This window comes from Alcaligenes sp. GW821-FHT11D07, assembly GCF_058808495.1.
In genome coordinates this window covers 1,708,182-1,733,237 of the sequence record NZ_JBXART010000001.1, presented here as the reverse complement: position 1 = coordinate 1,733,237, position 25,056 = coordinate 1,708,182, and the positions used below count along the sequence as shown (strand labels likewise).

The following is a 25,056-nucleotide window of genomic DNA, read 5'->3' as shown; positions in this document are numbered from 1 at the left end:
TATAATTTCTTCTTCGGCGCATTAGCTCAGCAGGTTAGAGCGACGGAATCATAATCCGCAGGTCCCCTGTTCGAATCAGGGATGCGCCACCAGATAAAGAAAACGGCCCACAGCAATGTGGGCCGTTTTTTATTGTTTGCTTGAAAAAGTGGAAGCCACCCTTGGGGTGGCTTTTTTTGTTGATTGCAGCAGGATTGCCTTGCTTCCATCTGTCCGATCATCTGCTCTACGTCATCAATTGATGGCAGCTTCAAGATGGCGTCATTGTGTGCACATCGAATCCAACTAGGTTTTTTCTCTGACGGCCGCGATGTGCCGGTACTTGGCGTACTGTCCGCCCCAGAAGGGAGGCAGATTGATCAATCCCTTGAATATCGATGTACCGGCCTGTTATCCCTGCCGCCTCTAAAGTCTCTGCAGACATGGATACTGACTATAATCAGACTTTGCGGCTTGGGCCCTCGCCCTGTGTCGTGTCCTTTCACGCTACGCTGCCCCGGCTTATTGTGCTGATGGTGGTGGAACGGAGTCTTGTTATGTTGCGCCTGTTGTGGTTGTCCGCCTTTGTCGGGGCGGTGCTGCTGGCGAACCTGTTTTTAGACACTTTTATTCGTCTACCTTGGTTTGGCCTGTTTAGCGTAGGTTCTATCTTTTTTGCTGCTGTTTTCACCCTGCGAAATCGGCTACACAGCTATGGTTTGCATACGGTGTATCTGGGTATCGCCTTGGCTTTGCTGGTCAATATGGCCTACGGAAAATGGGTAGCCGATATCAGCCCCCGGTTTCTGATGGCGTCTTTCTGCGCTATTTTGCTGAGCGAATTAAGCAGCACGGCACTGTTTCAACATCTGCGTCAATGGCACTGGCATAAGCGAGTGCTAGGTAGCAATGTCATCTGTATCCCCCTGGATAGCACGGCGTTCACTCTATTGGCTTTTGCCGGTAGCCTGAGCCTGTATGACATGAGCCAAATTATCTATGCCGATGTGCTGGGTAAGTTAGTCATTGCGACCGCCATCGCTTATATCCCCGGCATTGCGCCCCGCACGGCCACGCCCGTCCTTTAAATACCAGAGCTCTGCCATGCAAGACCATACTATTGCCCCTGCCGATGCCCGGCGCTATGTGTCGCCCGATACCGGTGCCGTATTAAAAGCAATCGGCAATCCTTTTCCGCAGTTTGCTACGCAACAAGAACACTACATTGATTTGCCCGAGCTGTGTCCGGCTTCTCATAATCCTGGTGCCGGCTCCTACCTGCGCATACGCTATGACAGCAAAGATAGATTTTTAGAGGTGTTTTCTTTGCGCGATTATGTGCAGGCGTTTATTGCTCACCCTCTAGTGCGAGATGTGGAGCACTTGAGTCAGGCTATTGCACGCGATTGCCAGTGCTTGCTGGGCCATGCCGTGGAAGTAGAGGGGTATTTTGTTTTAGCCGCATTAGGGCAGACCGTACGTACCTGCGTGCGGACAGGGGCTTAGTGTTCGGTTATCAGTGACGCGAGCAGTGCGGGCTGGCCTGCTCCGTTAACAGTCAATCAAAGGTAACGTGCCTCTACCCATAATTTGATCCAGCAGCCCGGCCGCCCATTCGCTTTACCCTTCATAAATCCAGGCACTAACAATAGGCCAAATGGTTCTTTTGTCTGGCTCGCGCTTTTGTCTATTCTGATTCCTTGATCTTGCGGCCCATCAAGCCGTCACTCTCTTCAAGGAATGCTCCATGTTGTTGACGAAAACTTTGCAGCATCTGGGTCTGGTGTTAGCGGCCAGCGTCGTGTCTTTGACTGCCCAGGCCACCAGCCTGACGGTTGCTTATCAGACCATTCCTACTCCCTCGAATGTGCCGCAGGCTGATGGCATCTACGAGAAAGAAACCGGCGCCAAAATCGATTGGCGCAAGTTTGATGGTGGCGCTGAAGTCATCAATGCCGTGGCCTCGGGTGATGTGCAGATTGCCTATCTGGGCTCCAGTCCTTTGGCTGCTGCCGCAAGTCGTAAATTACCTATCGAGACATTCTTGATCGCTGCAGAACTGGGTACCAGCGAAGAGTTGGTTGTGCGCAATGGCTCAGGTATTCAGACCCCGCAGGATTTAGTCGGCAAGACGATTGCCACGCCCTTTGTATCGACCAGTCATTACAGTCTGTTGGCAGCGCTCAAGCATTGGAAGATAGACCCCAAGCAGCTCAATATCATCAATCTGACGCCAGCCAATATTGTGGCGGCCTGGACGCGTGGGGATATTGATGGCGCCTATACTTGGGACCCCGCCTTGAGCAAAGCCAAGGAAAGCGGCAAGGTGCTGATCAGTTCGGGCGAGCTGGCCAAGCTGGGCGCGCCGACTTTTGATGTGTGGTTGGTGCGCAAGGATTTTGCTGAAAAACACCCTGATGTGGTCTCCGCTTTTGCCCGCATCACATTGGCCGCCTACGACAGCTACACGCGTGACCCTGAAGCCTGGGTCGGCAACGCAGACAATATCGCCAAGCTGACGCGTTTGACGGGCGCCACCCCGGAAGAGATCCCCAATGTGTTGGCAGGGAGTGGTTTCCTGTCGGCTCCCGATCAGGTCAAGACGCTGGGGCAAGCGACTGTCACGGCCTTGGCTGACACGTCCGCCTTCCTGCGAGAGCAGGGCCGCATTGACGAGGTATTGCCTAGCTATGCCGATTACACCAGCGCCAAGTATGTCCAGGCTGCTGCTTCGCAGACGAAGTGATCCAGATGGCGCAGCTAGTACTGAACCACGTCAGCGCACGTTATCCCGGAGCGGATCATGTGGTGCTGCACGATGTGTCCTTGCAGTTGGGACCAGGGCAACTGGTGGTTGTGCTTGGCCCGTCGGGCAGTGGCAAAACCACGTTGTTGAACCTGATTGCGGGCTTTACGCAGCCCAGCTCTGGCAGCATCACGCTGGATGGTTTGCCTGTGTGCGGCCCTGGAGCTGATCGCGGTGTGGTGTTTCAAGACGATGCCTTGTTGCCTTGGCAAACGGTAGTAGAGAACGTGGCTTTTGGTCTTGCGCTGCGGGGTGAATCCAAGGCGCAGCAGCAGGCTGTGGCTCGTCACCAATTGGCTTTAGTGGGGCTGGAGGGTTTTGAGGATCGGCGCATTTGGCAATTGTCTGGTGGTCAAAAGCAGCGGGTGGGTATTGCCCGCGCCTTGGCGGCTGACCCGCGTGTTTTATTGCTGGATGAGCCTTTCGGTGCGCTGGATGCTTTCACTCGCGAGCAGGCGCAGACGCTCTTGCTGACGGTCTGGGAGCGTAGTGCCAAGCCGGTTTTTCTGATCACTCATGACATTGAAGAGGCCGTGTTTCTTGCCACGGACCTGATCATTTTGGGCGGTACACCTGGGCGGGTAGTAGAGCGGCTAAAGCTGGATTTTGGTCAACGCTATACCGAGGGTCAACCGGTCCGGCAGCTTAAATCGTCGCCGGAGTTTATCGCCGCACGAGAACGCGTGCTGGAGCACGTGTTCTCGGCACATCCCGTTGCCGCCACTCCCTGAGTACGGATAATCAATGATGAAATCCTCTGCCACTGCACAAGCCTTGCACGCTAGCGATGTCGCCGGTCTACCGGGGGCGCTGCCTGTTCACAAAGTCGATACGGCCAGCCCTGATCGGCTAGTCTCCAAAAAACAGCGGCAAACATCTATCGGCCTGATCAGCTTGTTGACCTTGTTCGGTGCCTTGTTCTTGTGGTGGGCCGTAAGCGCATGGGGCTATGTAGATCCCTTGTTTCTTCCTTCACCTCAAGCGGTGCTGCGCCGGATGCTACGGCTGTTTTCAGCAGGTTATATGGATGCCACCGTGCAGCAGCATCTGGCTGCCAGCCTGTGGCGTATCGGCTTGGCTTTGGTAGCCGCGGTACTGCTGGCGATTCCTACGGGTATCGCGATTGGCCGTAATCGCATTGCCCAGGGCATTCTTGATCCTTTGATTGAGTTCTACCGCCCGATTCCACCACTGGCTTACCTGCCGCTGATTGTTATCTGGTTTGGGATTGGTGAGTTCTCGAAGGTGCTGTTGATCTACCTGGCGATCTTCGCGCCCATTACGATTGCGACTGCAGGCGGGGTGCGTAATGTGGACCCGGTGAAACTGCGCGCCGCGCAGTCTCTGGGGGCAGGGCGCAGGCAGTTGCTGCGCTATGTGATCATCCCCAGTGCCTTGCCTGACATCCTGACGGGCCTACGTATTGGCTTGGGCGTGGGCTGGTCCACCTTGGTCGCATCGGAGCTGGTTGCAGCCACGCGTGGGCTGGGGTTCATGGTTCAGTCAGCGGGGCAGTTTCTGGCCACGGACGTGGTGATGGCGGGGATTTTAATTATTGCGTTGGTGGCCTTTGTACTAGAAATCGGTTTGCGCCGATTGCAGGCCAAACTTGTGCCTTGGCACGGGCAGATGCACTAGAAAGGAGACTCCTTTCTTTGGTTTCGATAGTCATGATCTGATCGGGGCGGCTAAGGTAGGGCGGGCTACAGCGCAGCATACTGAACCTGGACTTGTCTGAACCGCTCTGGCTTGGCCTGATATCGACCTCGAACCTTGGCGTTAAGTTGAACTGACGGCTGTGCGAAGACACGCTTGTTGCCCCACTCAGGTATTGAGTAGACGTCTTGAGTGCGGAGTTTTGGATGGGCAGTCATGCAGCATGAACTTTCCTGCTCCAAAACCCCGTCCAAAACTCACACCGACCGAGTCAGGCCGCCATCTACTTTGATGTTCTGGCCCGTGATATAGCCAGCCCCGTCCGACAGTAGAAAAGCAATCGTCGCTGCAATTTCCTCTGCTTTGCCATACCGGCCCATTGGCACGCTGTCGCGCCGCTCCTCTGTGGCGGGCAAGCTATCAATCCAGCCAGGTAGCACATTGTTCATGCGTACATTCTTGCCTGCATAGCTATCTGCAAAAATCTTGGTAAAGCTTGCCAGCCCTGCGCGGAATACAGCGGAGGTCGGGAATATCTCGGCCGGCTCGAAAGCCCAGGCGCTAGAAATGTTGACGATGGCACCGCCCCCTTGCGCGGCCATGATCGGTGCGACCAAACGTGCGGGGCGCACGGCATTCAGAAAATAGACATCCATGCCGGTGTGCCAGTCCTGATCGCTAATGTCCAGGATAGGGCCACGTGGACCATGGCCGGCGGAGCTGACCAAAGCATCAATGCGTCCCCAGCGCTGCATGGCCAGATCAAGTAACTTCTGAAGGTCTTCGTTGGATTGATTGGAGCCAGTCACCCCGACGCCGCCTAGCTCTTTGGCAAGGGCTTCCCCCTTGCCGGAAGAAGACAGGATGGCGATGTGATAGCCGTCCTGGGCCAGTTTGCGGGCAGCAGCGGCACCGATGCCAGAGCCACCCCCGCTAATCAGAGCTACTTTTTCTACAGCCATGACCGACTCCTGATATTTAGATTAAAGCTATTATTTCAGCCATAAACGTAAAATGCATGCGATAAATAAGAGCAGTAGAATGTAGAAAAATTACTGTCTGAGCCATGTCCCCATCCCGCCGCAGCTTGCCTCCCCTAAATGCCTTACGCGCCTTTGAAGTTTCGGGCCGACGATTGAGTTTTCGTGCGGCAGCAGATGAGCTGGGCGTAACACAAGGCGCTGTTGCGCAGCAGGTACGGGCACTGGAAGAGCATTTGGGCGTCGTGCTGTTTCAGCGTCATCCACGGGGCTTGATGCTGACTTTGCCGGGTGCCGCCTACCTTGCCGATGTCACCCGTGCGTTTGATACCTTGGCGGATTCAACAAGCCGCCTCTTGGCACGCCCCGATATGGTGACGATCAGTGTGACTCCAACTGTCGCGGCCAAGTTGCTGATCCCGCGTCTAGGGGATTTGCAGGTGATGTTACCGGGCGTGGAACTACGCACGGTGGCGACAGAGGCTTTGTCGGATTTCGAGCGAGATCAGGTGGATATTGCTGTACGCCTGACTCGCCCGCCGTTTGCGGCGGACCTGGAGGCACGGTTGCTGTTTCGTCAGGATTTAGTAGCAGTGGCCAGCCCCCGATTAGTAGCAGGCTTGGCGCCTCCGCTGTCTCTGGAGCAGCTGCGCTCTTTGCCCTTATTGCACGATGCCCATGGGTATTGGCCTACGGTTTTAAAAACAGCCCAGCAGTTGCCGGGTGCCGTGTTCAATCAGACAACGCTGGCACTGGATGCCGCAATGGCTGGTCAAGGTGTGGCTTTGGCGTGCAAAGCATTTGTCGCGACGGATCTGGCAGCGGAGCGTTTAGTCCAAGTGGCCGAAGTGGGAGCCTTAGGAGCGGATTTTTATCTGCTGCGTAAGCGTTCAGCCCCAGTCAGAAAGTCTGTTGAGGCTGTTTGGGATTGGTGCTTGCATCGACTGTTGTTGCCTTAAAAATCTGGCGGCTCGAACCAATTGAAGGCAAAGGGCTAATGAGATGTTTCGTGGCCTAGTAAAAAACACTTACAATTAGCAAGTCTGGCCAAGGGCAAGGTGTCACAGACAGCTGCAGAGACAGGTTGTCAGCAAAGGGCAGCTCACTGTAGCGCATGTTGCGTTCAGTGGGTTTTCCTTGCTTGGCGTCTTGCCCGCGAGCTGATTATCTTCCCCTATTGATGCATCACTGGCTTCATGACGCTCGCCAGGCGCAGGAATTCTGTTTTCTTTTTCAATGTCTTTCTATGGTTGCTTCCGTTCTAGTCGGCATGCTGTGCGCACATCTTTTGTGCTTTTCAGTCATGTTCTTGTTGATCAGCCGACGCTTGCCTGGCAACCGCATGGGGATGGACTTCTTCGCAGCAGGCAATCTTCTGCTGGCTTTGGCCTATATCCTGCAACTGCTTGAGGGAGGCCCAGCCTGGAGTCTGCTTAGTGTCATCAATCACAACCTGACTCTGGCCTCCCCCATGGCGTATTTGTTGGGTGCCATGCGTTTTTTTGCGCGACCGGTTCAGTTGTGGCGCCCCTTGATTCTGTTTTTCGTAGCCTATAGCTTGATGCAATGGCTGGCACATTGGGGGCTGGGGCCCACGGGGCGTTATGCCATGTTGGCGGCCATGGCCTCTTTGCTTTTTTTGGTGATGACGATCACGGTTATTTACGGGGTACGCACGTTTGCCAAAGACTTGCATGGAGAGATGATTTTCTTCGCCTTGCTGATTGGCGGGATCTGCATTCTTAATGCCCTTAAGTTCCTGAAGATCTTGGATGGCGGTTTGGATGCGCTGCAAATGGATAGCCGCTTCCAACTGGTTTTCTACATCTATATGTCTACGCTGGCAACGATAGTGCCGCCGTCTATTGTCTGGTTGGTACTGCGACGCCTGACGGATGATCTGCGTAATCGGGCCGCGCGTGATCCTATGACCAATCTGTTCAATCGCCGGGGTTTGATGGAGGCGCTGCACGTGTACTTTAATATGCGTAGTGCGCTACCCGCTTATTTGCTGCTGATCGACATTGATCATTTCAAGAAAATTAATGACAGCTATGGACATCAGGCAGGGGATGGGGTGATTTGCCATGTTGCAGATCTGTTGTCTTCTACGGTGCGTCGTGGGGATTTGACCGGGCGTATCGGGGGCGAGGAGTTTGTGGCTATTTGTCTGGAGACCGATGAAGCTGGTGTTTGGCGTTTGGCAGAGCGTTTGCGCACCAGGCTGAAAAATGAGGTGATCATGCTGTCAGGCCTTGAGCAGCCGTTGCATTGCACTATTACGATCGGAATTTCACCTGCTTTTCATAGTGGGCAGGGCTTTGAAGACGCGTTGCGACAAGCTGATGTGGCGCTTTACAAGGGTAAGGCGGCGGGGCGGGATCGCGTGGAAGGGCCCCCCGGTGTGGGTAGCTGGGATCTGGCTCCTGTGCCTGAATCTACTTTGATGGGATAACAGCTCGCAGAAAGGGGGAGAACTTTGGCCAGAGAGCAGGTTGCATCGACCAGACGGGGCCTGCTTTGAACTTAAGGAACAGCGCTATTGATACGCTCCAGCGCAGCACTTAAGTGCGCACAGAGTTCCTTCCTGTAGTCATTCTCCTGGAACCGTGTCCTGGTTCCCGATAGCCCCAGCGCCCCCAATAGTTTTCCATCGCCACTGAATACCGGCACGGCCAAGGCCGCTAGTTCCGCTAGATGTAAATGCTGCTCGCCGCTGCGGTTAAAAAAATGAATCTGTCTCGTTTGTTTGTCGTATCAGACATAGGCAAAGTGCCTTTGTCGCAGGTGATACGCGGCACCACCCCGTTCTTTTTAATTTTGCTGGTTCTGTTGGTGATGGTGACTTATATACCGGCACTGTCGACCTGGTTGCCACAGCTCTTGATGCCTAGCATGTAGTTTCACCTAACAGGCCGGCCTTGCATATCCGCCGCGCCGGCCTGTTTTTGGCCTTCCTGAAACAAAGGGCTACACTGGCCGCACTTCTGGTGCAGCAGCACCCAGCTTTTTTACAGGAACCAACATGAGCGCATTACTTCCCTGTCCTCAGTGCACCTTGGAAAACACCTACCACGACAGTGAACAATGGGTTTGTGCCGATTGTGGCTATGAATGGCAAGACACAGAAAGTGCCGCAGACACGCAAGACGATAGCGATGAGCTGATCGTCAAAGACAGCAACGGTAATCTGCTCAGCGCAGGCGATGACGTGATCTTGATCCGCGACCTGAAGGTCAAAGGCTCCACAACCTTGAAAAAGGGTGCGAAAGCCAAAGGCATACGCCTGGTGCGTGGGGACCACGAAGTCGATTGCAAAATTGATGGCATCAGCTACTTGCTAAAAGCCATGTATTTGAAAAAGGCGTAAGTTCTACGTCTTTGCTGGCTTGAGCGCAGTGTCTTCGCACTGCGCTTTTTTGTTGCCTGTGAAGTGTTCGGTTCTGTACTTCTTTGGATGGGCAGGAGCGGCAGTAGGGCCGTGTACACTCAGTCGCATTGTTGGCATCTGCATGGCAAGCCGCTGGGGCGGTTTTTGGATTAATCGCCATCAGATTGCTTCTGGGCATCTTTAGGGAACAAGGCAAGAATGACGCGTGCTGGTATGACTCCTTGGCTGAAATATGGGCTGGTTTTTCTGCTTGGCCTAATTGCGGGCTGTTCCACGACGTACTCGCCAGAAAAGACGGACAAGACAAGCATGACGGGGATCGTCGTGGATCAAAGCGAGGTCTACCTGTTGACGGCAGATCAGCAGTCCTACGCTTTTCCCAAAGTGCAGGCCGAACCATTTGTCTCGTTCTGGCAATCTCCTTTGGGCGCGCAGATCTCCCATTTATCCAGTGCCGTTCGGGTGTTTCCCAGCAAGGAAGTACAGGCGACTTTCTATATCTACATAGGGGCGCACAGTCTGAGCGAGGCGGACAAAGCTGCTTTGATCGATACGCATCAATTCCAGATTTTCAGACCGGACAGCGCCAGTTTTGTGCGTCGGATTCCGGCTTTGGCCCAGGCCCTGACGCGGAGCGATACGCTCTATATCAAGCAGGCCAGGATGGCTAAAGGGCGGGTGCTTGAAGCGCAGCCTGCCACAGGGACCGCCATTAAATTTCCATCCCCGATTCAGCTTGAGGTGGCTTATTTGAAAGGCAGTTTGAGCGCGCCACACAATCTGCTTGAGTCCATCATGTGGGCGCCGTTCGTGATTCCAACATTGCCGCTGGGGGCGATCAGCCAGTAATTGCTGCGTAGCCAAAGACGCAAGGGCTTGCGTCCGGCTAAGCTTTCTACTCTCCGCTGATTAGCTTGTATTCGATTTCCTGCTTGATGATTTTCAGTAGCCGACCTAGGACGATCGGTGTATATAATAATGAGAATGATTATTAATTAGATAAACCTGATTGTCTTTATATGTCCAAGCTGACGGCGGCGTTCCTGTCTTGTTACCCGGATTTGATCCGCTTTCTGCGCGGGCGTACCCATTGTTCTGAACTGGCGCAGGACTGCGCGCACGATACCTGGCTACGCCTGCTGGAAAAGGGCAAGCGAGTCACGGTTGAAAACCATAAAGCATATGTTTTCAGAGTCGCCGCCAATATTGCGACGGACTGGTATCGACGCCAGCAGCGCGAACAAACGGCCTTTGACGGCTACGCCTTGAGCGTGGCGGGTCATCAAGCGGCAGATGCGTACGAAGAAGTGCTGGCCAGAGAAACCCTGCAACGCTTGGAGCAGGCTTTGTTGGCCCAACCCCAGCGCAGTGTGCGTATTTTCATGATGAGTCGCTGTGACGATATGAGCTATGCCCAGATCGCCCAAGTCTTGTCCGTCACTGAAAGTACCGTCCAAAAACACATGATGCGCATTTTGCTGGTGGCGCATCACGTTTTCAATTCGACACCATGAGTGCGTTGCAAAATCCGGCTTGGAACCGAGTGGACGAAGAGGCCGCACGTTGGGTGGTGCGCAAAGAAGGCGACACCCTGGAGCCGGAGGCGGCGGCGCAGTTTGATGCCTGGTACGCGGCTGATCCAGTACATGCGCAGACCTACGAGGCCCTGGCAGCAAGCTGGCGGCGTCTGGACCAAGTCTCCCGCCTGCCCATAGCCCACAGGAAAAAACCACGAAGCCGGGCCAAGGCCCTGGCCAGCGCCTGTGTGCTGGCAGGGGCCTCTCTCTATGCCTGGACTATCTTTGATGGGCAGAACACCGTCACCAGCGGCATTGCAGTGACGCAGCTCACTTTGCCTGATGGCTCCCTGGCCATTCTGGATGCGCAAACGCGCCTTCGGCTAAATTTTGATGAAGGCCAACGGCAGGTCAAGGTAGAAGGGGGGCGGGCCTTCTTCCAGGTGGTGCCAGCCGGCAGCGGGATGAGTGCATTCACGGTACAGGCCGGACAGGCTCAAGCAAGGGCTTTGGGAACACGCTACGAGGTCAGCTTCATCAATGAGGTGGGCGGTGTCTCCGTTTATGAGCATGCGGTTCAGGTGCAATGTCTTTCTTGCATGACGCAACAGCAGGCTGTTTTGCAGCCGGGCGATAGTGCACAAATTTCAGGCGGACAGATGGATGTCCATGTGGCCAAGCCCAGCGACGCGCTGAGGGTGGAATCTGCGCCCGCATGGACCAGCGGCTTATTGAGCTTTGATGATGTCAGTGTGCGTCAGGCAGCCCAGCAACTGGGCGACTACACCCATAGAGCCATATGGATAGGTAGCGAACGGGCTGGCTCCATCCGCGTGTCTGGCCTGGTCCAAGCGGCCTGGCCTGTTGCTGCCCTGGAGTTATTGACCAGCGGATATGGCCTGAAAATTGTGGAACTTCCTGGGCTTATAGTTATTTACTAATGATAACTATTATCAATTAAAAAATACGATGAAAAATAGGGGTGAGGTACGGCGGGTGTCAGAGCGTCCTGCAGGTAGTTATTTAAATAGGATGCTCAATCATGAAGTGCGCCTTGCTGTACAAGCCGTCTTTTCTTGCCCCGCGCAGGCATAGCCGTTCCGGTCTTAAGACCGAGCTACATTTCCTAAAACAAGGCACGCGCTTGAAACAGCGGCAGTTAGCCTTGTTGATGGCCAGTTTTTTGTTAGTGTTGCAGCCCACGCAGGTTCAGGCCGCCGGGCCGCTAGTGCTGGATATTGCTGCTCAACCTTTAGCCGATGCACTGCTGCAGCTTGGGCGTCAGGCTCAGGTGGAAATTGCCTTTTCCCCTGCGCAGCTCAGGGAGAAAAGGGCGCTTGCCGTACAGGGGCCAGTGACGGTGGAGCAGGCACTGGAAACGCTGCTGGCTCCGTGGGGTTTGGTGGCTCGTGCGCAGGGTAATCAGCGCTACACGATTGTCGCCGCTCCTGCTGCTAAAGGTTTATCCGTGCTGGAGCCGGTGCGTGTCCAAGGCCAGCGTGTTGGGGAAAGGAACTACTCCCGCCAGGACATGGATCAGCGACCTGCTGGCAACCGGGACTTGTCCAGCCTGCTGGCCGACAATCCAGCGGTGCGCCAGGATAATAGTGCTCAAAGCAGTGCTAACCGGGGATCGCTGGCCTTGGATGACATCAGCTTTTACGGGGCCAGTCCGTTCCAAAATCAGTTTCAGATTGATGGCATCAGCGCTACCAACCAGATAGATCCAGCCAGCCGGAATTTGAACCTGCAAGCGGGCAATGTGCCCGGCTATGCCCAGGCCTACAACCTGGACACCAATATGCTGGAAAGCGTGACGGTTCTGGATAGCAGCATTCCTGTGGAATACGGTCGATTCACCGGGGGCGTGGTGGATGCCAAAGTTCGCGATCCCAAAGGCGACAATAGTTTCCGGGCGGACTTCAGCTATAACTCCTCCGGCCTGACTTCGCAAAAAATTGCTCCGGAGCAAAAGGAAAAGTTCGAGGCAGGCGGGCCCGGTTTTTCACCATCCTGGACCAAGCGGTTTTCTTCCGCCATGGTCGATGTGGGCGTCAGCGATGATACGGCGGCCCTGATCAGTCTTTCGCGGCGTGAGTCGATGATTGATCGTTCCATGCCTGTACTTCACAACAAAGAGTTTGCGAATGTGCACAATCGATCCCAGGATCGGGTCGATAACGTCTTTGCCAAAGTCCATACCCGTTGGGGGGCCAGCACGGATTCTGCCTTGACGTTCAAGTATGCGGATCGTCGGGAGGATCTGGTGGATATCAGCGCCCTGGCGAACCAGATAGGGTGGCAGCATCAGCAAAAAGCCTACGGCTTGGGGCTGGACCTGAATCATGATTTTGGCTGGGGGCAGGGCCGGTTGCAGCTGGGTTTCGACCAAATGAATAGCTACCGCAATTCAGATGACAGCAGCTATATGGTTCACATGGTTTACCAACCCAATGGCAGGCTGGACTACAACTACATGATGGGCGGCTTTGGGCAGGAGTCTACGCAGCAGCGCAACCTGACCTTGAAGTCCAGACTGGAGCTCAAGCCCTTCCAGACCGGGGCTATCGAACATAGCCCGTATATGGGTTTTGAACTTGCCCACACCAAGGCTGAGTTTGTGCGTCATCAGGATGTGTATGGGGGGCAGACGCGGCACTTCAGCAATGGCCAGCCAGACAAGGTGCAGACCCTGAATTACTACCGTGCCGGGGAAATTGGCGTCAGCTATACCAATGCCGCTGTTTATCTGTCGGATCGCCTGTCCTGGAAAAATCTGGCCATGACCACGGGTTTGCGGATGGATAAGGACAATTACTTCGGTAATACCAATCTGGCGCCGCGCACCTTACTGGAGTGGGATGTGCTGGGAACAGGTGACACTCGCCTGTCGGGCGGGTGGTCGCGCTACTACGGCATGGACATTCTGGGAACCGCCATGCGCGAACGCAAGAGTCAATTGAATACCTTGCTGGTTACGGGCGGCAAGCCCGTGGATAGACCAACGCATACCGTCTATCACATTGACGGTTTGGAGACACCCTACGACGACGAGTGGGCCCTGCGTCTGAGCCAGCAGTTGTCCAGCAGCGTGGCCGCCGAGCTAGGTTATGTGCGACGTTATGGCCGTCAACAAGTCTCTATCGAAGGGATAAATAAAACCGGCCTTACCTACACCAATAATGGCAACTCCAAAACCGATGCCTTCAGTTTTAGTTTGCTGAGCACCAGGCCGTGGCAGGCGGGTAAAGGTTTGTGGACGGCTCGCTTGGATGTCACTCATCAGCGCAGCAAGCGCAATAGCAAACTGGCGGATGGTTACGATGGCCAGACGGAAGAGATGAATGAGGAGATCTATTACAACGGCGACCGTATCCGCAAGGGAGACCGACCGGTAGGGGATTACAACCAGCCGTGGCGTGTCAGTGCGGGCGTGAGCGGAGTTTGGGCTTCTTATGGTTTGCAGCTCAACAACCGGATCAACTGGAACAGTGCGCGTACGGATGTGCACTATATCGGTATCAATCGGGGCGACGGCCTGGAAAAGTATGAATCTGGCCGGGTCGGGTCTTATTGGACCTGGGATATGCGGTTGGACTGGGAGCCCGCCATGTTTAAAGGTCTAGGTTTGGGCCTGGATGTGCTGAACGTGCTGGACAAGCAAGCGCCTGTGGTGGTTTCTACCCCCAATTCGGCAACCAGCCAGAATCTTTACCGTACAGGACGAGAGTTGTGGCTGCGCGCTTCTTATCGGTATTAAGAGGGGGGCAATCTGGTACGGATTGGCAGGGGATGGCACTGGGAACAGTGCTATCAGGGGCGGTTTGCGCTTTTGCACTTGCTGAGGTTCCGGCCTTGGCGTCCGATCTTAAGCCTGCAGTCGAGAAGACTGTGGCCTCATCGGCTACCAGTGGACAGGACTTGCAGTGCCGGGCTGGGGACAAGCTGGACGTAGTGTGTTTGCGTACCCTTTATCAGCATGTCCCCCGTCAGTGGCCTGAGCCCACCATCGATCCGGGTCAGGCCTGGCAGGAATGGGGGCCTGTGCCGGGGCCGGGCTCCAGCGCACAGCCCGAAGCCGCTGCGGATGCCAAGAACAAGCAGATCGTGTCCTTGGGCGCGCGTCTGTTTTTTGATCCGCAGCTCTCCAGCAAAGGGCAAATATCCTGTGCATCTTGCCATCAACCAGACAAGTCCTTTACTGACGGTAAAGCCTTGGCGGTGGGGGAGGACGGTTTGATGGGCAAGCGCCGTTCGCCCCCGCTGTTGGCGGCTCCCTTTGCTGATCATCTATTTTGGGACGGCAGGGCTAAGACTTTAAAAGAACAAGTAATCGGCCCTATCGAAAATCCGGTAGAGATGAACCATAAGCTAGAGGATTTAATCCGCCGCCTGCAGGCTAGCGAGGACTATTCCGTTGCCTTCCAACAAGCCTTTTCCTCCTCTAAAAGTGATGCCGTGAATGCGGATTCCCTGTCACGCGCCTTGGCCGCCTATATCGTGACCATCCGGCCTGCTCGGACTCGGTTCGATGACTTTGTGGCAGGTGATATCGCCGCCTTGAATGATCAGGAATTGATGGGCATGCATCTGTTCCGCACCCAGGCGCGCTGCATGAACTGCCACAGCGGCCCCATGCTGACGGACCACGGTTTTCACAATATCGGCCTGTCTTTCTATGGACGTCGCTTGCAGGATTTAGGTCGATTTGAATGGACCAAAAACCCGGCTGATTTGGGTGTATTTCGCACTCCCAGCTTGCGCAACGTGGCGCGTGCCGGGCCTTGGATGCATAACGGGCTGTTTCCCAGCCTGGACGGCTTGTTGCGCATGTATGACGTAGGCATGGGGCCGGATGCTAAAGAGACAGGGCCTTTGGTGCCACGCAAATCCGAGCGTATACAGCCTTTGAATTTAAGTGATCAGGACATTCAGGCTTTGCAGGCATTTTTGGAAGCACTTTGATTTTGCAGGGAAGGGAAGCGGGGCAAGGCTGGCTCACACTTGTTAAAACCAGCGGCCGACGTGCAGCAAACGAATCAATTTACCCATCTTCTCTGTATCGTAATGAGAATTATTGCTAATATCATGCACTTCTGGTTTTTCTCATTGCCCCATGTCCCGTTCTCCCACGCCTAAAAAACCTTGGCTTGCCTATTACGGCGAGCTAATTGGCGTGTGGGCACGACGTTCAGGCAACCGTGCGGAGGCCGAAGACGCCACGCACGATGTCATGGTCCGCGCTCTGGAGTCCGACTGGGGCGTGTTACCTAATCCCAATCCGCGCGCCTATTTACATCGCAGCGTGCGCAATCGTTTGATTGATGCCCATCGTCACGCAAGCGTGTTGGAGATGGTGCCGCTGCATCAGTTGAGTGAAGATGATCACCCTTTGGAGCGCGACCCGGACAGTGCTTTGCGTACCGTGCAGTTACTGTCGTCTCTGAAAGAAGCCTTGGGCGAGCTGCCGCCTAAATGTCGCCAAGTCTTTTTGTGGCACAGGCTGGAGGGATATACTCAAGCGGAAATTGCAGACAAGCTGAATCTTTCCGTGAATATGGTTGAGAAATACATGATTCAGGCCATGCGTCATTTGCGTGAACGTTTAAAAAACCATGCACCACATTAAGAGAGCAAGGAGCACTTGCCCCACATAGGCAAGAGCCATAATCTCCGCTGTCTGCTCTTTGTATTTTGCTGCTTCCCATGACCTCAGAACCTTTTACCCTCCCTGACAATCCCCACGATGCCGCTGCCTACTGGTTTGCGCGTGTCCATTCGGGCGATTTCAGCGTTGCCGAGGAAAAGCGGTTTTTGGAGTGGAGAAAAGCGGATAGCCGGAATGAATTTGAATATCGGGCTTTGGAGAGTATCTGGCAAAGCAGTTTGCTAATTCCCGATCAGGAATTGCGGGAGATGCTGGAAGAGGATGTCGAGGCGGATGCTGTTGTAGCCCCCGGTTTGGCTGCGGGTTCAGCTTCTGCTTTAAGACCTACTGCGGACGATGGTTCCGCAGCAATTTCGGCTTCCGGTTCTGCCGCTGCTTTTAGTAGTGCTTCAACTCCGTCGTTTGGGTCTGAACCTAGCCCTAGTTCGACATTGCCATGGGACTCTAATTTGAGTACGGCCGCGACTGCGACTGTGTTTTCAAGCTCAACGTCAAATTCGGAAGCTGGAGCAGTTTCAAGTTCGCTTTCATCTATTGCATTCAGCAGGGCAGCCACTAGCTTCGCAGCCCCTCCAAACGCCGCTCGCCGCCGTGTTCTCTGGCAAGGTGCAGCGCTTGGTGCCGTAGCACTACTAGGCGCGGGCGGGGTTTATCTGGCCCAACAAGATACCGTCAGCCACGCCCTGAGCTACACCACCGCCTTCGGAGAACAAAAAACCATCACCTTGCCCGATGGCTCCGAAGTCCATATGAATGTGTCCACGGAGTTGATGCTTCACTATCAAGCCAACCGTCGCCAGCTAAGCCTGCTCAAAGGGGAGGCGACCTTTGCCGTGCAGTCGGATCAGGGCAGGGCATTTATCGTGGACGCTGGCCAGGTACAGGTAGAAGTCACCGGGACTGTTTTCAATGTCCGCAGGGCCCCTGACGATACCGTCGAGGTAGCTGTCACAGAAGGTTCTGTGCAAGTGTCATCAGGGCCTTGGTGGAACCGGAAAAAAGCGGCTTTGACACCTGGTATGTTGGCTCAAGGCGGAGAAGAGCAGGCATGGCAGATACAGCGTACTGACGTCGCCGCACGTACCGCCTGGCGCCAAGGCAAGGTCGTATTCAGAGATCAAACGCTGGATGACGTGGTTCAGGAAATGAACCGCTATCTACCTGAACCGATTGAGCTGATGGACGAAAAACTCAAGCGCCTGCGCATGGCGGGTGTTTTTAATATCGAAGATGCGCAGGGCTTTTTATTGGCGCTGCAGGAGCAATTGCCTGTGACGGTGGTGCAGCGCACGGATGGCAAAGTGGGGTTGGCGATAGAGCGGTGAGTTTTTGGTTGGCTCTAAAGGCTTAGCAAATTAAAGCTGCTGGATTGGGTGGGCATACGAAAAAAGTGGCGTTAGCTTGGGTGTCATCCTTTGTATGAGGCTGTTTAAGATTTCATCCGCAACGCAATGCTGACACCAATGGCCTCGATTGGTAGCGATCTTCCCCAAGGTAGCTTGGTGCCACAGCAAGCTGGTATCTCGAATTCCGGAGGATGTGCTACCCTCCTGCTGCGCAATCGCGCCTGTCCTTGTCGACTCAAATAATTCCCATGCGCCTAGGGCGTAGCTTATCGCCGAAGAACCCACATGCATCGACGTCTTCTACATGCTGTATTGATCGCTCTTTTGACCAGCCTCGGCGCCTTTACCGCTCCCACGCACGCCCAGTCCCCACCGCCGCCAAAGGTGCAATCTGGTGACGGGCATCCCTACGAGATCGCCGATAGCGAAGTATGGGACGTGCCCGATCCCATTTCTAAGCGCGGCTACCAAGTCTTTATTGCCTTGCCACCGTCCTACGCCACACAGCCACAGCGACGCTATCCCGTGCTGTATGTGACGGACGCTGACTACGCCTTTCCGATCATTCGGCAGCTAGGGCGGCGTCTGAATGTTGAAGGCCCACAGATCGAGGAATTCATTCTCGTCGGCTTATCTTATGGGAAGGGCGAGGACGGCAGTGTCAGCCGTCAGCGTGATTACACGCCGACACCCAATGGCCCAAGTACTGCGGCACCCAATTCCATACATGGCCACGCGCGTGCCTATCAACAATATCTGCGCGATCAGGTAAAGCCCTTCATCACCGCTCGGTATCGCACAGACCCTGCCAGAGCCCTCTTTCTGGGCCACTCCTACGGCGCGCTGCTTGGAGTGCAGGTGCTTTTCACCGATCCTGGCTTGTTCAGCAGCTATATCCTTGGCAGTCCTTCTCTCTGGTACGACAAGCGTTATGCCCTGAAGCTCGAAGCAAGCTACGCTGAGCAGAATCAGGACCTGAGAGCGAATGTATACCTTTATGTCGGAGCCTATGAGGCTATGCGCAAAGGTGATCGACGCTACAATCAGACGGTGGACATGGTTGCCGACAATCAGGCATTGGAAGCGGCACTGCTGAGCAGAAAGTACTTGAGCTTGAAGCTAAAGTCAGTGATCTTGAACGACGAAGACCATCTGACCGTCGCGCCCCGAGGCTTCACGCAGGCATTGAAGTATCTGCTGCCAGTGCGTTAAATCTTCAGATAGCGCTAAGCCATTTCAACAAGGCTTTGTTGCTGACAACGGGTACCTACTGCATGCAACGGGGTGGCCGCTTCGGGTCTATAGCAGCGCTATCGTTCCCGGAGCTTTTAGGGTTGGGCACTCTCACCCAGTCTCAAAAATAGCCCAGCCCCCGATCACGCTTCTTCCTCAACCCCCCTCATTACAAATTCCTCCCCCACCCATTCAGGGTTTTCCGCCTCTCGTCCGTTGTACTTATGAGGGTAGGTTTTTCGCACTAATTTGTGCTTACCTGCCTCGATCCTTTGGCCAAAGGGATATCGATTTGTACCTCTATAGGACCTCTGTCTTTTAGGAAGACCTCTGTGACTCTCCGTTCCTGCCGTATGTGCGCCCCTGCTGGGCGTGCTGCTCGTTTTTCTTTGGCCGCGCCGACGTTAAAGCTTGCGCTTGCCCTGGCCTTGTCGACTACCTTGCTGCCGCTTGCCAGCGTTGCTCAGCAAAGCGACGTGACCATTTCTATTTCGTCTTCATCACTGGGCGATGCCTTGTTGCAGTTGGGGCAGCAAACCTCTTTGCAGTTCATTTACACCTCGGATCTGGTGCAGGGCATTCAGGCTCAGCCTGTGTCTGGTCGCATGGCACCGGAAGCGGCGTTGGATGCGTTGTTGCAAGGCTCCGGCATTGCGTATTCCCGTACTGGCAACACGATTCATCTACGCAAAAAACTGGATGTGGAGGAGTTGGCAGCAATCAGGGTGCGAGCGGCCAGTCCGGTCACGGAAGGTTCCGGTTCTTACACCGCCACCGGGCCGAGTCGCACGGCAACGGGTTTTGATCTGTCTTTGCGCGAGACGCCGCAGTCCATCTCCGTCATGACCCGCGAGCGTCTGGACGACTTCAATTTGTACAAGTTGTCTGATGTGCTGGAGCAAACACCGGGTGTGTCGGTAGAGCAGCAAGGGGATGCATTCAACTTCGCAATTCGAGGCGCCGCAGTGAACATGCAGACGGATGGCATGCGGCAAAAGGCTAGTGGCTGGCTGATCAACACGCAGACTCAATATTCCATGGATGACATGGCCGAGATTGATCGTATTGAGGTCTTGAAAGGCTCTTCTGGCTTGATGATGGGGGAGGGTGCTTATGGCGGTACGGTGAACATGATCCGCAAGCGTCCTACCGATCAGTTTCAGGCCAGTATCGGTAGTGCGGTGGGAAGCTGGGACAACTATCGGATTGATGCGGACATCAGCTCGCCGCTGAATCAAAGTGGGTCTATACGTGGTCGTGTTGTGGCTGCTGCCGCAGATGGCAAGAGCTATATGGATTACGTGAAGAACAGCAACAAGACTTTTTACGGAATTGTAGAGGCGGATCTGACAGAGCGCACCCTGTTAACGGTCAGTTTTACCCAGAAAAATCGTACCCAAGATGGCACGGCTGGGACGTCCATGATTCAGGCCTATACGGCAGATGGGCAGTTTATGGGCTTGAAACCCCGAGAATTTAATGTCGCTGCTCCCTGGTCCGGCTACGAACAAAAGAGCAATAACCTGTTCCTGGATTTGACGCATCGCTTTGAGAACGACTGGTCGGCCACCCTTAAAGGCAGCCTGGACAAGACGGTGAATCCGGGCGGCCAATCGGGTATTTGGTTTACCGGTATTCCGGCTATTGTGGACGTGTCCTGGTCGCGCGATTATGAAACCCGCAACCGCAATTTGGCCTTGGAAGTGCAAGGGCCGTTCTCTTTGTTTGGTCGTCAGCACGAACTGCGTTTTGGGGGTGATACCTACCGGACCACCACAGAGTCTTATGCGGGTGGCAAACGCTATAACAATGTAGGTTTGGACTACAACGGGGGCGGTGGTGTTCTGGAAATACCGGATTTCACCACCATGCCGATCAATAATCACAGCTACTTCAGCTCGCAGCGCAATTCGCTCTATGCAGCGGGTTTATTCAGTCTGGCAGACCCGGTGAAGTTGATTGGCGGTATTCGCTATACCGATTTCAAGCAGTTTGATGAAACGCCATATTCCTACAGCAATAACGATTTCAAACAGCATGGCGTGTTGACACCCTATGCGGGTTTAGTTGTTGATGTCACGGATCAGATCTCCGTTTACGGTAGTTATGCCAGCATCTTCAAGCCGCAAAGCGGCAAGGATATTGACGGCAATACGCTGGACCCAGAGCGTGGTTTGACTTACGAGTTGGGCGCAAAAGGCGAGTTCTTTAACGGGGCTTTGAATGCCAGCGTGGCGCGTTTTTGGATGAAGACAGATAACACCGCGGAGTCCACCGGCGAGGTTCGACCAACGGGTGAAACCATTTACCGTGCAGTCAATGGTGCAACACGTCGTGGTTACGAGCTGGAGGTGTCGGGCGAAGTGGCCCCTGGCTGGCAGTTGCAAGGCAGCTACGTACAAAACAGCAGCAGCTTGAAGACAACGGACATTGTGCCCAAGCACCAGTTCAAGATTGCCAGCAGCTATCGTTTTGCGCAGGCTTTGCCCGGTGTGTCTGTGGGTGTGGCGGCGCGCTGGCAAAGCAAGGCCTCGGCCCGTTTGCTGGATCAGCCTTCCTACTGGCTGTTTGATGTGATGGCTCGGTATCAGGTGAACAAACATCTGAGCCTGGGGGCGAACGTGAACAACGTATTCGACAAAAAATACATGGCTGGCTTGCGTGACTTTGGGCGTATTCAATATTCCTGGGGGACGCCAAGAAACTTCACCTTGAATATGCGTTATCAGTTTTAAACCAGCGGCAGATGCAGGCCCTGAACGCCTGATCTTCTGCTATCTAATGGGCATAAAAAAGCCACCCGTTTGGGTGGCTTTTTGCATCCGGGCTCCAGCCTCGTTCCAGGTTTGCTGCTCAAGAGCAGCGGATTGGAGTGTTGCCAGTGTGTGCCAGCCAAGTTGTGTAGAACAAGGCCAGACCCAGCTGCGGCGGCACGGCTCTTTGTAGGGCCGCGCCGAGTACATCAATTACTTAGCGTACGCTTTGCGCCGCCAGACCCAAGGCCAGGTCTTTCTTCATGCGCTTCTTGTAGAAAGGCAGGCAGATAAACAGTGCCAGGAACCAGAATGGCGTGGCAACCAGGCCAATCAAGGTTTCTTCTTCTTGGCTGAACAGATACAGCGCGAAGGCGAAGAAGGCCAAGGTGGCATAGCACATGGGAATGCCAAAAGGCATTTTGTAGGCGGATGCAGCGTGTGCCTCGGGGCGGACACGGCGGTATTTCAGGTAGGTGATGAGAATCACAGCCCACACAAAAATAAAGCAAATGCTGGCTACGGTAGTCACGATGGTGAACACCCGCATCACGTCGCCTTCGGCGTAAAGCAGGAACAGGCTGGACAGCAAAAGAGCGCATGAATAGATCAGGCCGTTGCGGGGGGTACCGTTACGCGACAGTTGGCTGAAGGCTTCAGGAGCCAGCTTGTTTTTGGACAGACCGTACAACATGCGGCCTGTCGAGAACATGCCGCTATTGGCGGAAGACAGCGCGGAGGTCAGCACCACAAAGTTGATGATGGCTGCTGCCGCACCCACACCGATTAGCAAGAACATATTCACAAACGGGCTCTTGTTGGGCGCAACAATATCCCAAGGGGTGACAGTCATGATGGCTGTCAGTGCCAGCACGTAAAACACAATCACGCGAACGGGAATCTTGTTGATGGCTTTGGGCAGGTTCTTGGCCGGATCAGCGGTTTCAGCAGACGCGGTACCGACCAGCTCAATCCCTACAAAGGCAAAGATGGCGATCTGGAACGCGGCAAAGAAACCGCCCAGACCATTGGGGAACATACCGCCGCGATCCCACAGATGGGTAATGCTGGCTTTCTCGCCGGTTGGGCCCACGAACCCCGTGAAGAGCAGATACGCGCCCACACCGATCAGAGCCACAATGGCGATGATTTTGACCAAAGCAAACCAGAACTCCAGCTCGCCAAACAGCTTGGCCGACAGCAGGTTGAACAGCAGCAAAAAGGCAATGCATGCCAGGCCCGGCAACCATAGCGGAATGTCCGGCCACCAAAATTGCGTGTAGCCGGTAATGGCCACGATGTCCGCAATACCAATCACCACCCAGCAAAACCAATAGCTCCAGCCCAAAAAGTAGCCCATGGTGGGGCCCAGAATGTCGGCCGAGAAGTCAACAAAAGACTTGTATTCCAAGTTATGCAGGAGCAACTCCCCCATTGCCCGCATAACAAAAAACAGAAAGAACCCAATGATCATGTACGTAAACAAGACCGAAGGTCCGGCCAGGCTGATGGTGCGGCCTGATCCCATAAATAGCCCTGTACCGATAGCGCCTCCAATGGCTATCAGTTGCAGGTGCCGGTTTTTCAACGAGCGCTGCAGTCCAGATGAATGTTGCTGAGACACACTGTTCTCCTAGGTTTTTTTTTCGTTCAAATGCGTAATTATGACTGTGCTGCGAGAAAACAAAGGGCACAACCCGTCCTTAAGAACGGTTTTTTTGATGCCGATCTATATAAAGTAGTAGCGCACAGCAGTCCTCCTGGTTTTGACGCAATAAACGTCAAAACAGCTCTGTGTGCGAATAGAAATGGGGTGGGTATAAAGGGTGCGCCAGGCTGCCGATTAAAGGCGCCTGACTATCAGGTCATAGACATGCTCCGGACGAAAGAGTGAACAGAGGTCATATGGCCTCTGTACCCCCTCTGTCCGTTTACCTGAGAGCTTATCCATCAGCAGGTGATGGTCCCCTTCGGTGGGCACTGCTGTGCCTCTCTCCAGATCGTCAAGGGTTCAAGATTCTTTTGCCTGAGAGATTCCGGGGTCGTTGCTCCGTCGGCGCTTCATCCAAGTGAAGACTCTCACCTGAACCGTTATTGACGCAGCTATTGTATAGACAGGCAAAAAGCGATGACTACTATCGTTAACCTGTACATCCTTGCCTATTTAAATGACCCAGAGCCGGCAGGGCGGCAAAATGAAAGCCTTGCTTAGCGGGCTTACAATAGCCGCTTCCAGGGCACTCTTTTTTCTGCTCCTTCTTATGATCGAAACCATTTTGAAATTGATTGAAGAGCACGGTCTGCTGATCGTGTTTTTCAATGTACTGATTGAGCAGGCCGGTGCGCCCATACCGGCCTATCCCGTGCTGGTCGTAACCGGCGCTTTGCATGAATCGGGCGGCTACAGTTTGTGGGGCTTACTGGGTGTGGCGGTTCTGGGGGCGATGATTGCGGACTATGGCTGGTATCTGGCCGGAAGGCGTTATGGCGGCAGGTTGCTGGCCTTGTTGTGCAAGATTTCCTTATCCCCTGACTCCTGTATCCGGCAGACCGAATCCATTTATATGCGGTGGGGTGCGCCGTCCCTGATGGTGGCTAAATTCATTCCCGGCTTCGCTTCAATTGCCAGTGTTTTGGCCGGTACGGTGGGCACTCGCAGACGCAGTTTTTTGCTCTACGACATTATCGGTGCCGCGATCTGGTCGGGCTCGGCAGTGTTTCTGGGCTCTTTGTTCAGCTCGGCGGTCGATGAGTTGTTAAGTGTGCTTGTTAGCCTGGGTGTGGCGGGCGGTTTACTGCTTGCACTAGGCCTGGCTTTGTTCGTTGCCAGAAAGTGGTGGCAGCGGCAGCGCTTTATCAAGTCTTTATGTATGGAGCGGGTCAGTGTGAAGGAGCTGCGTCAGATGATGGCATCGGACACGCCACCCGTGATTGTGGATGTGCGCCCACCCTTTGTTCAGGCGCAGGGACGCATTCCGGGGGCTATCGCCTTGTCCTTGGGAGAGGCGGTCCTGGGGGCGATTGCCGATGGTGAAATCATTGTGTATTGCGATTGCCCCAATGAGGTGTCTGCCGCCTTGGTATCCAAGCGCTTGCTGCAAAGTGGATATAGCCGGGTTCGCCCTTTAGAAGGTGGGCTGGAGGCCTGGCTGGCGGAGGGCTTTGAGGTGGAGCGTGATGCGCCGTCTTTGGCAGGCGGAGCCGTATAAAAAAGGGCAGACAGAATTTCTGCCTGCCCATCGCTAATTCTAGTGGATGTGGGTTTAACGACGTGCTTGCCGATGGGCGTGAGCCAATGCGGCAGCAACAGCCAAGCCCCCCATAACACTGATGTGATCTTGCACCAGGGCCTGTTCTAAAAATGCTTCCAAACCCTGCATTTCCCAGAAGCGATGCGCCAGGGGAATGGTAGACAGGGTGAAGATGCCCAGCATCAGTGCCCCCAACCAAGCCAGGCGGCTGGCACTTAATATCAGCAAGGTACCCAGCAATTGCACCGCAATAGTGACGATGGCAAAGAGCCCTGTTGGCTCCAGGCCAAAATGCGCCATTTCCTGCTGGGCTGCTGCGAAGTCCCAGATCTTGTTCAGGCCGCTCCACCAAAAAATGTAGGTCAAGAGCAGCACGGCTATCCAGTAATAGCCTTGGGAGCGCAACATCCTATCCAATGTGTGATTCATCGTGCTTCTCCTGCTTTGTCTACGGCGGTGTGAATGATGGGTCTGAA

At 54.5% G+C, this 25,056-nt stretch carries 23 protein-coding genes, 1 tRNA gene and 1 riboswitch; of the genes, 20 read left to right on the top strand and 4 right to left on the bottom strand.

The genetic code is table 11. From position 1 onward, the window contains the following. The first annotated feature begins 15 nt into the window (after positions 1–15). The 6 genes from AC1RSM_RS08030 (at position 16) to tauC (ending at position 4,423) form a co-directional block, all read left to right on the top strand. A tRNA-Met gene (locus AC1RSM_RS08030) sits at positions 16–92 on the top strand. A 330-nt stretch (positions 93–422) separates the two neighbouring features. After that, positions 423–1,067: a VUT family protein gene (locus tag AC1RSM_RS08025; RefSeq protein WP_492931186.1), complete on the top strand. Its 645-nt coding sequence runs from the start codon at positions 423–425 to the stop codon at positions 1,065–1,067. A 16-nt stretch (positions 1,068–1,083) separates the two neighbouring features. Next, positions 1,084–1,485: a hypothetical protein gene (locus tag AC1RSM_RS08020; protein ID WP_492931184.1), complete on the top strand. Its 402-nt coding sequence runs from the start codon at positions 1,084–1,086 to the stop codon at positions 1,483–1,485. A gap of 241 nt (positions 1,486–1,726) precedes the next feature. Continuing rightward, the gene (gene tauA, locus AC1RSM_RS08015) at positions 1,727–2,725 is read left to right on the top strand and encodes a taurine ABC transporter substrate-binding protein (RefSeq protein WP_492931182.1); all 999 of its coding nucleotides are present in this window, start codon (positions 1,727–1,729) and stop codon (positions 2,723–2,725) included. A gap of 5 nt (positions 2,726–2,730) precedes the next feature. Beyond that, on the top strand, positions 2,731–3,516 hold the full coding sequence (gene tauB, locus AC1RSM_RS08010; protein ID WP_492931180.1) for a taurine ABC transporter ATP-binding subunit: 786 nt from the start codon (positions 2,731–2,733) through the stop codon (positions 3,514–3,516). A 16-nt stretch (positions 3,517–3,532) separates the two neighbouring features. Next, positions 3,533–4,423 carry a taurine ABC transporter permease TauC gene (gene tauC, locus AC1RSM_RS08005; protein ID WP_492931496.1) on the top strand — a complete coding sequence of 297 codons (891 nt, stop codon included), beginning with the start codon at positions 3,533–3,535 and terminating at the stop codon, positions 4,421–4,423. A 275-nt stretch (positions 4,424–4,698) separates the two neighbouring features. Here the strand turns inward: tauC and AC1RSM_RS08000 are convergent, their stop codons facing one another. Next, entirely contained in the window at positions 4,699–5,403 is a 705-nt protein-coding gene (locus tag AC1RSM_RS08000) for an SDR family oxidoreductase (protein WP_492931178.1), read from the bottom strand. Between the two features lie 104 nt (positions 5,404–5,507). Between AC1RSM_RS08000 and AC1RSM_RS07995 the strand changes: the two genes are divergently transcribed. Next, positions 5,508–6,380 (top strand): LysR substrate-binding domain-containing protein, encoded by an 873-nt coding sequence (locus AC1RSM_RS07995; RefSeq protein ID WP_492931176.1) that lies wholly within the window; start codon positions 5,508–5,510, stop codon positions 6,378–6,380. 287 nt (positions 6,381–6,667) lie between these two features. Continuing rightward, on the top strand, positions 6,668–7,876 hold the full coding sequence (locus AC1RSM_RS07990) for a GGDEF domain-containing protein (RefSeq protein ID WP_492931174.1): 1,209 nt from the start codon (positions 6,668–6,670) through the stop codon (positions 7,874–7,876). A 71-nt stretch (positions 7,877–7,947) separates the two neighbouring features. Here AC1RSM_RS07990 and AC1RSM_RS07985 read toward each other — a convergent pair whose 3' ends face one another. Then, positions 7,948–8,157, bottom strand: coding sequence for an IclR family transcriptional regulator domain-containing protein (locus AC1RSM_RS07985; protein WP_492931494.1), 210 nt, complete (start codon positions 8,155–8,157; stop codon positions 7,948–7,950). Between AC1RSM_RS07985 and AC1RSM_RS07980 the strand changes: the two genes are divergently transcribed. The 11 genes from AC1RSM_RS07980 (at position 8,152) to AC1RSM_RS07930 (ending at position 21,311) form a co-directional block, all read left to right on the top strand. Continuing rightward, a complete protein-coding gene (locus tag AC1RSM_RS07980) occupies positions 8,152–8,322 on the top strand; it encodes a hypothetical protein (RefSeq protein ID WP_492931172.1) in 171 nt (56 codons plus the stop codon). The two genes, AC1RSM_RS07985 and AC1RSM_RS07980, sit on opposite strands and share 6 nt — an antisense overlap. A 124-nt stretch (positions 8,323–8,446) precedes the next feature. Continuing rightward, complete coding sequence (locus tag AC1RSM_RS07975) at positions 8,447–8,791, top strand: zinc ribbon domain-containing protein YjdM (protein WP_492931170.1); 345 nt, start codon at positions 8,447–8,449, stop codon at positions 8,789–8,791. Between the two features lie 330 nt (positions 8,792–9,121). Next, a complete protein-coding gene (locus AC1RSM_RS07970) occupies positions 9,122–9,661 on the top strand; it encodes a hypothetical protein (protein ID WP_492931168.1) in 540 nt (179 codons plus the stop codon). 170 nt (positions 9,662–9,831) lie between these two features. Then, positions 9,832–10,326, top strand: a complete 495-nt coding sequence (locus tag AC1RSM_RS07965; RefSeq protein ID WP_492931166.1) for an RNA polymerase sigma factor — start codon at positions 9,832–9,834, stop codon at positions 10,324–10,326. Next, positions 10,323–11,270: a FecR family protein gene (locus AC1RSM_RS07960; RefSeq protein ID WP_492931164.1), complete on the top strand. Its 948-nt coding sequence runs from the start codon at positions 10,323–10,325 to the stop codon at positions 11,268–11,270. The genes AC1RSM_RS07965 and AC1RSM_RS07960 overlap by 4 nt, the downstream gene beginning before the upstream one ends. A 203-nt stretch (positions 11,271–11,473) precedes the next feature. After that, the gene (locus tag AC1RSM_RS07955; protein WP_492931162.1) at positions 11,474–14,089 is read left to right on the top strand and encodes a TonB-dependent receptor plug domain-containing protein; all 2,616 of its coding nucleotides are present in this window, start codon (positions 11,474–11,476) and stop codon (positions 14,087–14,089) included. Positions 14,090–14,220: 131 nt separating this feature from the next. Continuing rightward, positions 14,221–15,294, top strand: a complete 1,074-nt coding sequence (locus tag AC1RSM_RS07950) for a cytochrome-c peroxidase (protein ID WP_492931160.1) — start codon at positions 14,221–14,223, stop codon at positions 15,292–15,294. A gap of 151 nt (positions 15,295–15,445) precedes the next feature. Then, entirely contained in the window at positions 15,446–15,958 is a 513-nt protein-coding gene (locus AC1RSM_RS07945) for an RNA polymerase sigma factor (RefSeq protein ID WP_492931158.1), read from the top strand. Between the two features lie 77 nt (positions 15,959–16,035). Then, complete coding sequence (locus AC1RSM_RS07940; protein ID WP_492931156.1) at positions 16,036–17,322, top strand: FecR family protein; 1,287 nt, start codon at positions 16,036–16,038, stop codon at positions 17,320–17,322. A 306-nt stretch (positions 17,323–17,628) separates the two neighbouring features. Then, positions 17,629–18,555 (top strand): alpha/beta hydrolase, encoded by a 927-nt coding sequence (locus tag AC1RSM_RS07935; RefSeq protein WP_492931154.1) that lies wholly within the window; start codon positions 17,629–17,631, stop codon positions 18,553–18,555. A 353-nt stretch (positions 18,556–18,908) separates the two neighbouring features. After that, on the top strand, positions 18,909–21,311 hold the full coding sequence (locus AC1RSM_RS07930; RefSeq protein ID WP_492931152.1) for a TonB-dependent siderophore receptor: 2,403 nt from the start codon (positions 18,909–18,911) through the stop codon (positions 21,309–21,311). Positions 21,312–21,546: 235 nt separating this feature from the next. On the opposite strand, the gene AC1RSM_RS07925 is transcribed toward AC1RSM_RS07930, so the two are convergent. Then, positions 21,547–22,953 (bottom strand): amino acid permease, encoded by a 1,407-nt coding sequence (locus AC1RSM_RS07925; RefSeq protein WP_492931150.1) that lies wholly within the window; start codon positions 22,951–22,953, stop codon positions 21,547–21,549. Positions 22,954–23,333: 380 nt separating this feature from the next. Further along, positions 23,334–23,423, bottom strand: a riboswitch (glycine riboswitch). Positions 23,424–23,593: 170 nt separating this feature from the next. Between AC1RSM_RS07925 and AC1RSM_RS07920 the strand changes: the two genes are divergently transcribed. Further along, positions 23,594–24,538 carry a rhodanese-like domain-containing protein gene (locus AC1RSM_RS07920; RefSeq protein WP_492931492.1) on the top strand — a complete coding sequence of 315 codons (945 nt, stop codon included), beginning with the start codon at positions 23,594–23,596 and terminating at the stop codon, positions 24,536–24,538. A 54-nt stretch (positions 24,539–24,592) separates the two neighbouring features. On the opposite strand, the gene AC1RSM_RS07915 is transcribed toward AC1RSM_RS07920, so the two are convergent. Next, positions 24,593–25,009: a DoxX family protein gene (locus tag AC1RSM_RS07915; RefSeq protein ID WP_492931148.1), complete on the bottom strand. Its 417-nt coding sequence runs from the start codon at positions 25,007–25,009 to the stop codon at positions 24,593–24,595. Positions 25,010–25,056 lie beyond the last annotated feature (47 nt).

What these genes read in the sequence shown, in the direction of transcription:
- tauA (WP_492931182.1), top strand. Translation starts at nt 1,727, where the DNA reads ATGTTGTTGACGAAAACTTTGCAGCATCTGGGTCTGGTGTTAGCGGCC.
- tauC (WP_492931496.1), top strand. Translation starts at nt 3,533, where the DNA reads ATGAAATCCTCTGCCACTGCACAAGCCTTGCACGCTAGCGATGTCGCC.
- AC1RSM_RS07915 (WP_492931148.1), bottom strand. Translation starts at nt 25,009, where the DNA reads ATGAATCACACATTGGATAGGATGTTGCGCTCCCAAGGCTATTACTGG.
- AC1RSM_RS08025 (WP_492931186.1), top strand. Translation starts at nt 423, where the DNA reads ATGGATACTGACTATAATCAGACTTTGCGGCTTGGGCCCTCGCCCTGT.
- AC1RSM_RS07980 (WP_492931172.1), top strand. Translation starts at nt 8,152, where the DNA reads ATGAATCTGTCTCGTTTGTTTGTCGTATCAGACATAGGCAAAGTGCCT.
- AC1RSM_RS07935 (WP_492931154.1), top strand. Translation starts at nt 17,629, where the DNA reads ATGCATCGACGTCTTCTACATGCTGTATTGATCGCTCTTTTGACCAGC.
- AC1RSM_RS07945 (WP_492931158.1), top strand. Translation starts at nt 15,446, where the DNA reads ATGTCCCGTTCTCCCACGCCTAAAAAACCTTGGCTTGCCTATTACGGC.
- AC1RSM_RS07965 (WP_492931166.1), top strand. Translation starts at nt 9,832, where the DNA reads ATGTCCAAGCTGACGGCGGCGTTCCTGTCTTGTTACCCGGATTTGATC.
- AC1RSM_RS07940 (WP_492931156.1), top strand. Translation starts at nt 16,036, where the DNA reads ATGACCTCAGAACCTTTTACCCTCCCTGACAATCCCCACGATGCCGCT.
- AC1RSM_RS07990 (WP_492931174.1), top strand. Translation starts at nt 6,668, where the DNA reads ATGGTTGCTTCCGTTCTAGTCGGCATGCTGTGCGCACATCTTTTGTGC.
- AC1RSM_RS08020 (WP_492931184.1), top strand. Translation starts at nt 1,084, where the DNA reads ATGCAAGACCATACTATTGCCCCTGCCGATGCCCGGCGCTATGTGTCG.
- AC1RSM_RS07975 (WP_492931170.1), top strand. Translation starts at nt 8,447, where the DNA reads ATGAGCGCATTACTTCCCTGTCCTCAGTGCACCTTGGAAAACACCTAC.
- AC1RSM_RS07970 (WP_492931168.1), top strand. Translation starts at nt 9,122, where the DNA reads ATGACGGGGATCGTCGTGGATCAAAGCGAGGTCTACCTGTTGACGGCA.
- AC1RSM_RS07995 (WP_492931176.1), top strand. Translation starts at nt 5,508, where the DNA reads ATGTCCCCATCCCGCCGCAGCTTGCCTCCCCTAAATGCCTTACGCGCC.
- AC1RSM_RS08000 (WP_492931178.1), bottom strand. Translation starts at nt 5,403, where the DNA reads ATGGCTGTAGAAAAAGTAGCTCTGATTAGCGGGGGTGGCTCTGGCATC.
- AC1RSM_RS07960 (WP_492931164.1), top strand. Translation starts at nt 10,323, where the DNA reads ATGAGTGCGTTGCAAAATCCGGCTTGGAACCGAGTGGACGAAGAGGCC.
- tauB (WP_492931180.1), top strand. Translation starts at nt 2,731, where the DNA reads ATGGCGCAGCTAGTACTGAACCACGTCAGCGCACGTTATCCCGGAGCG.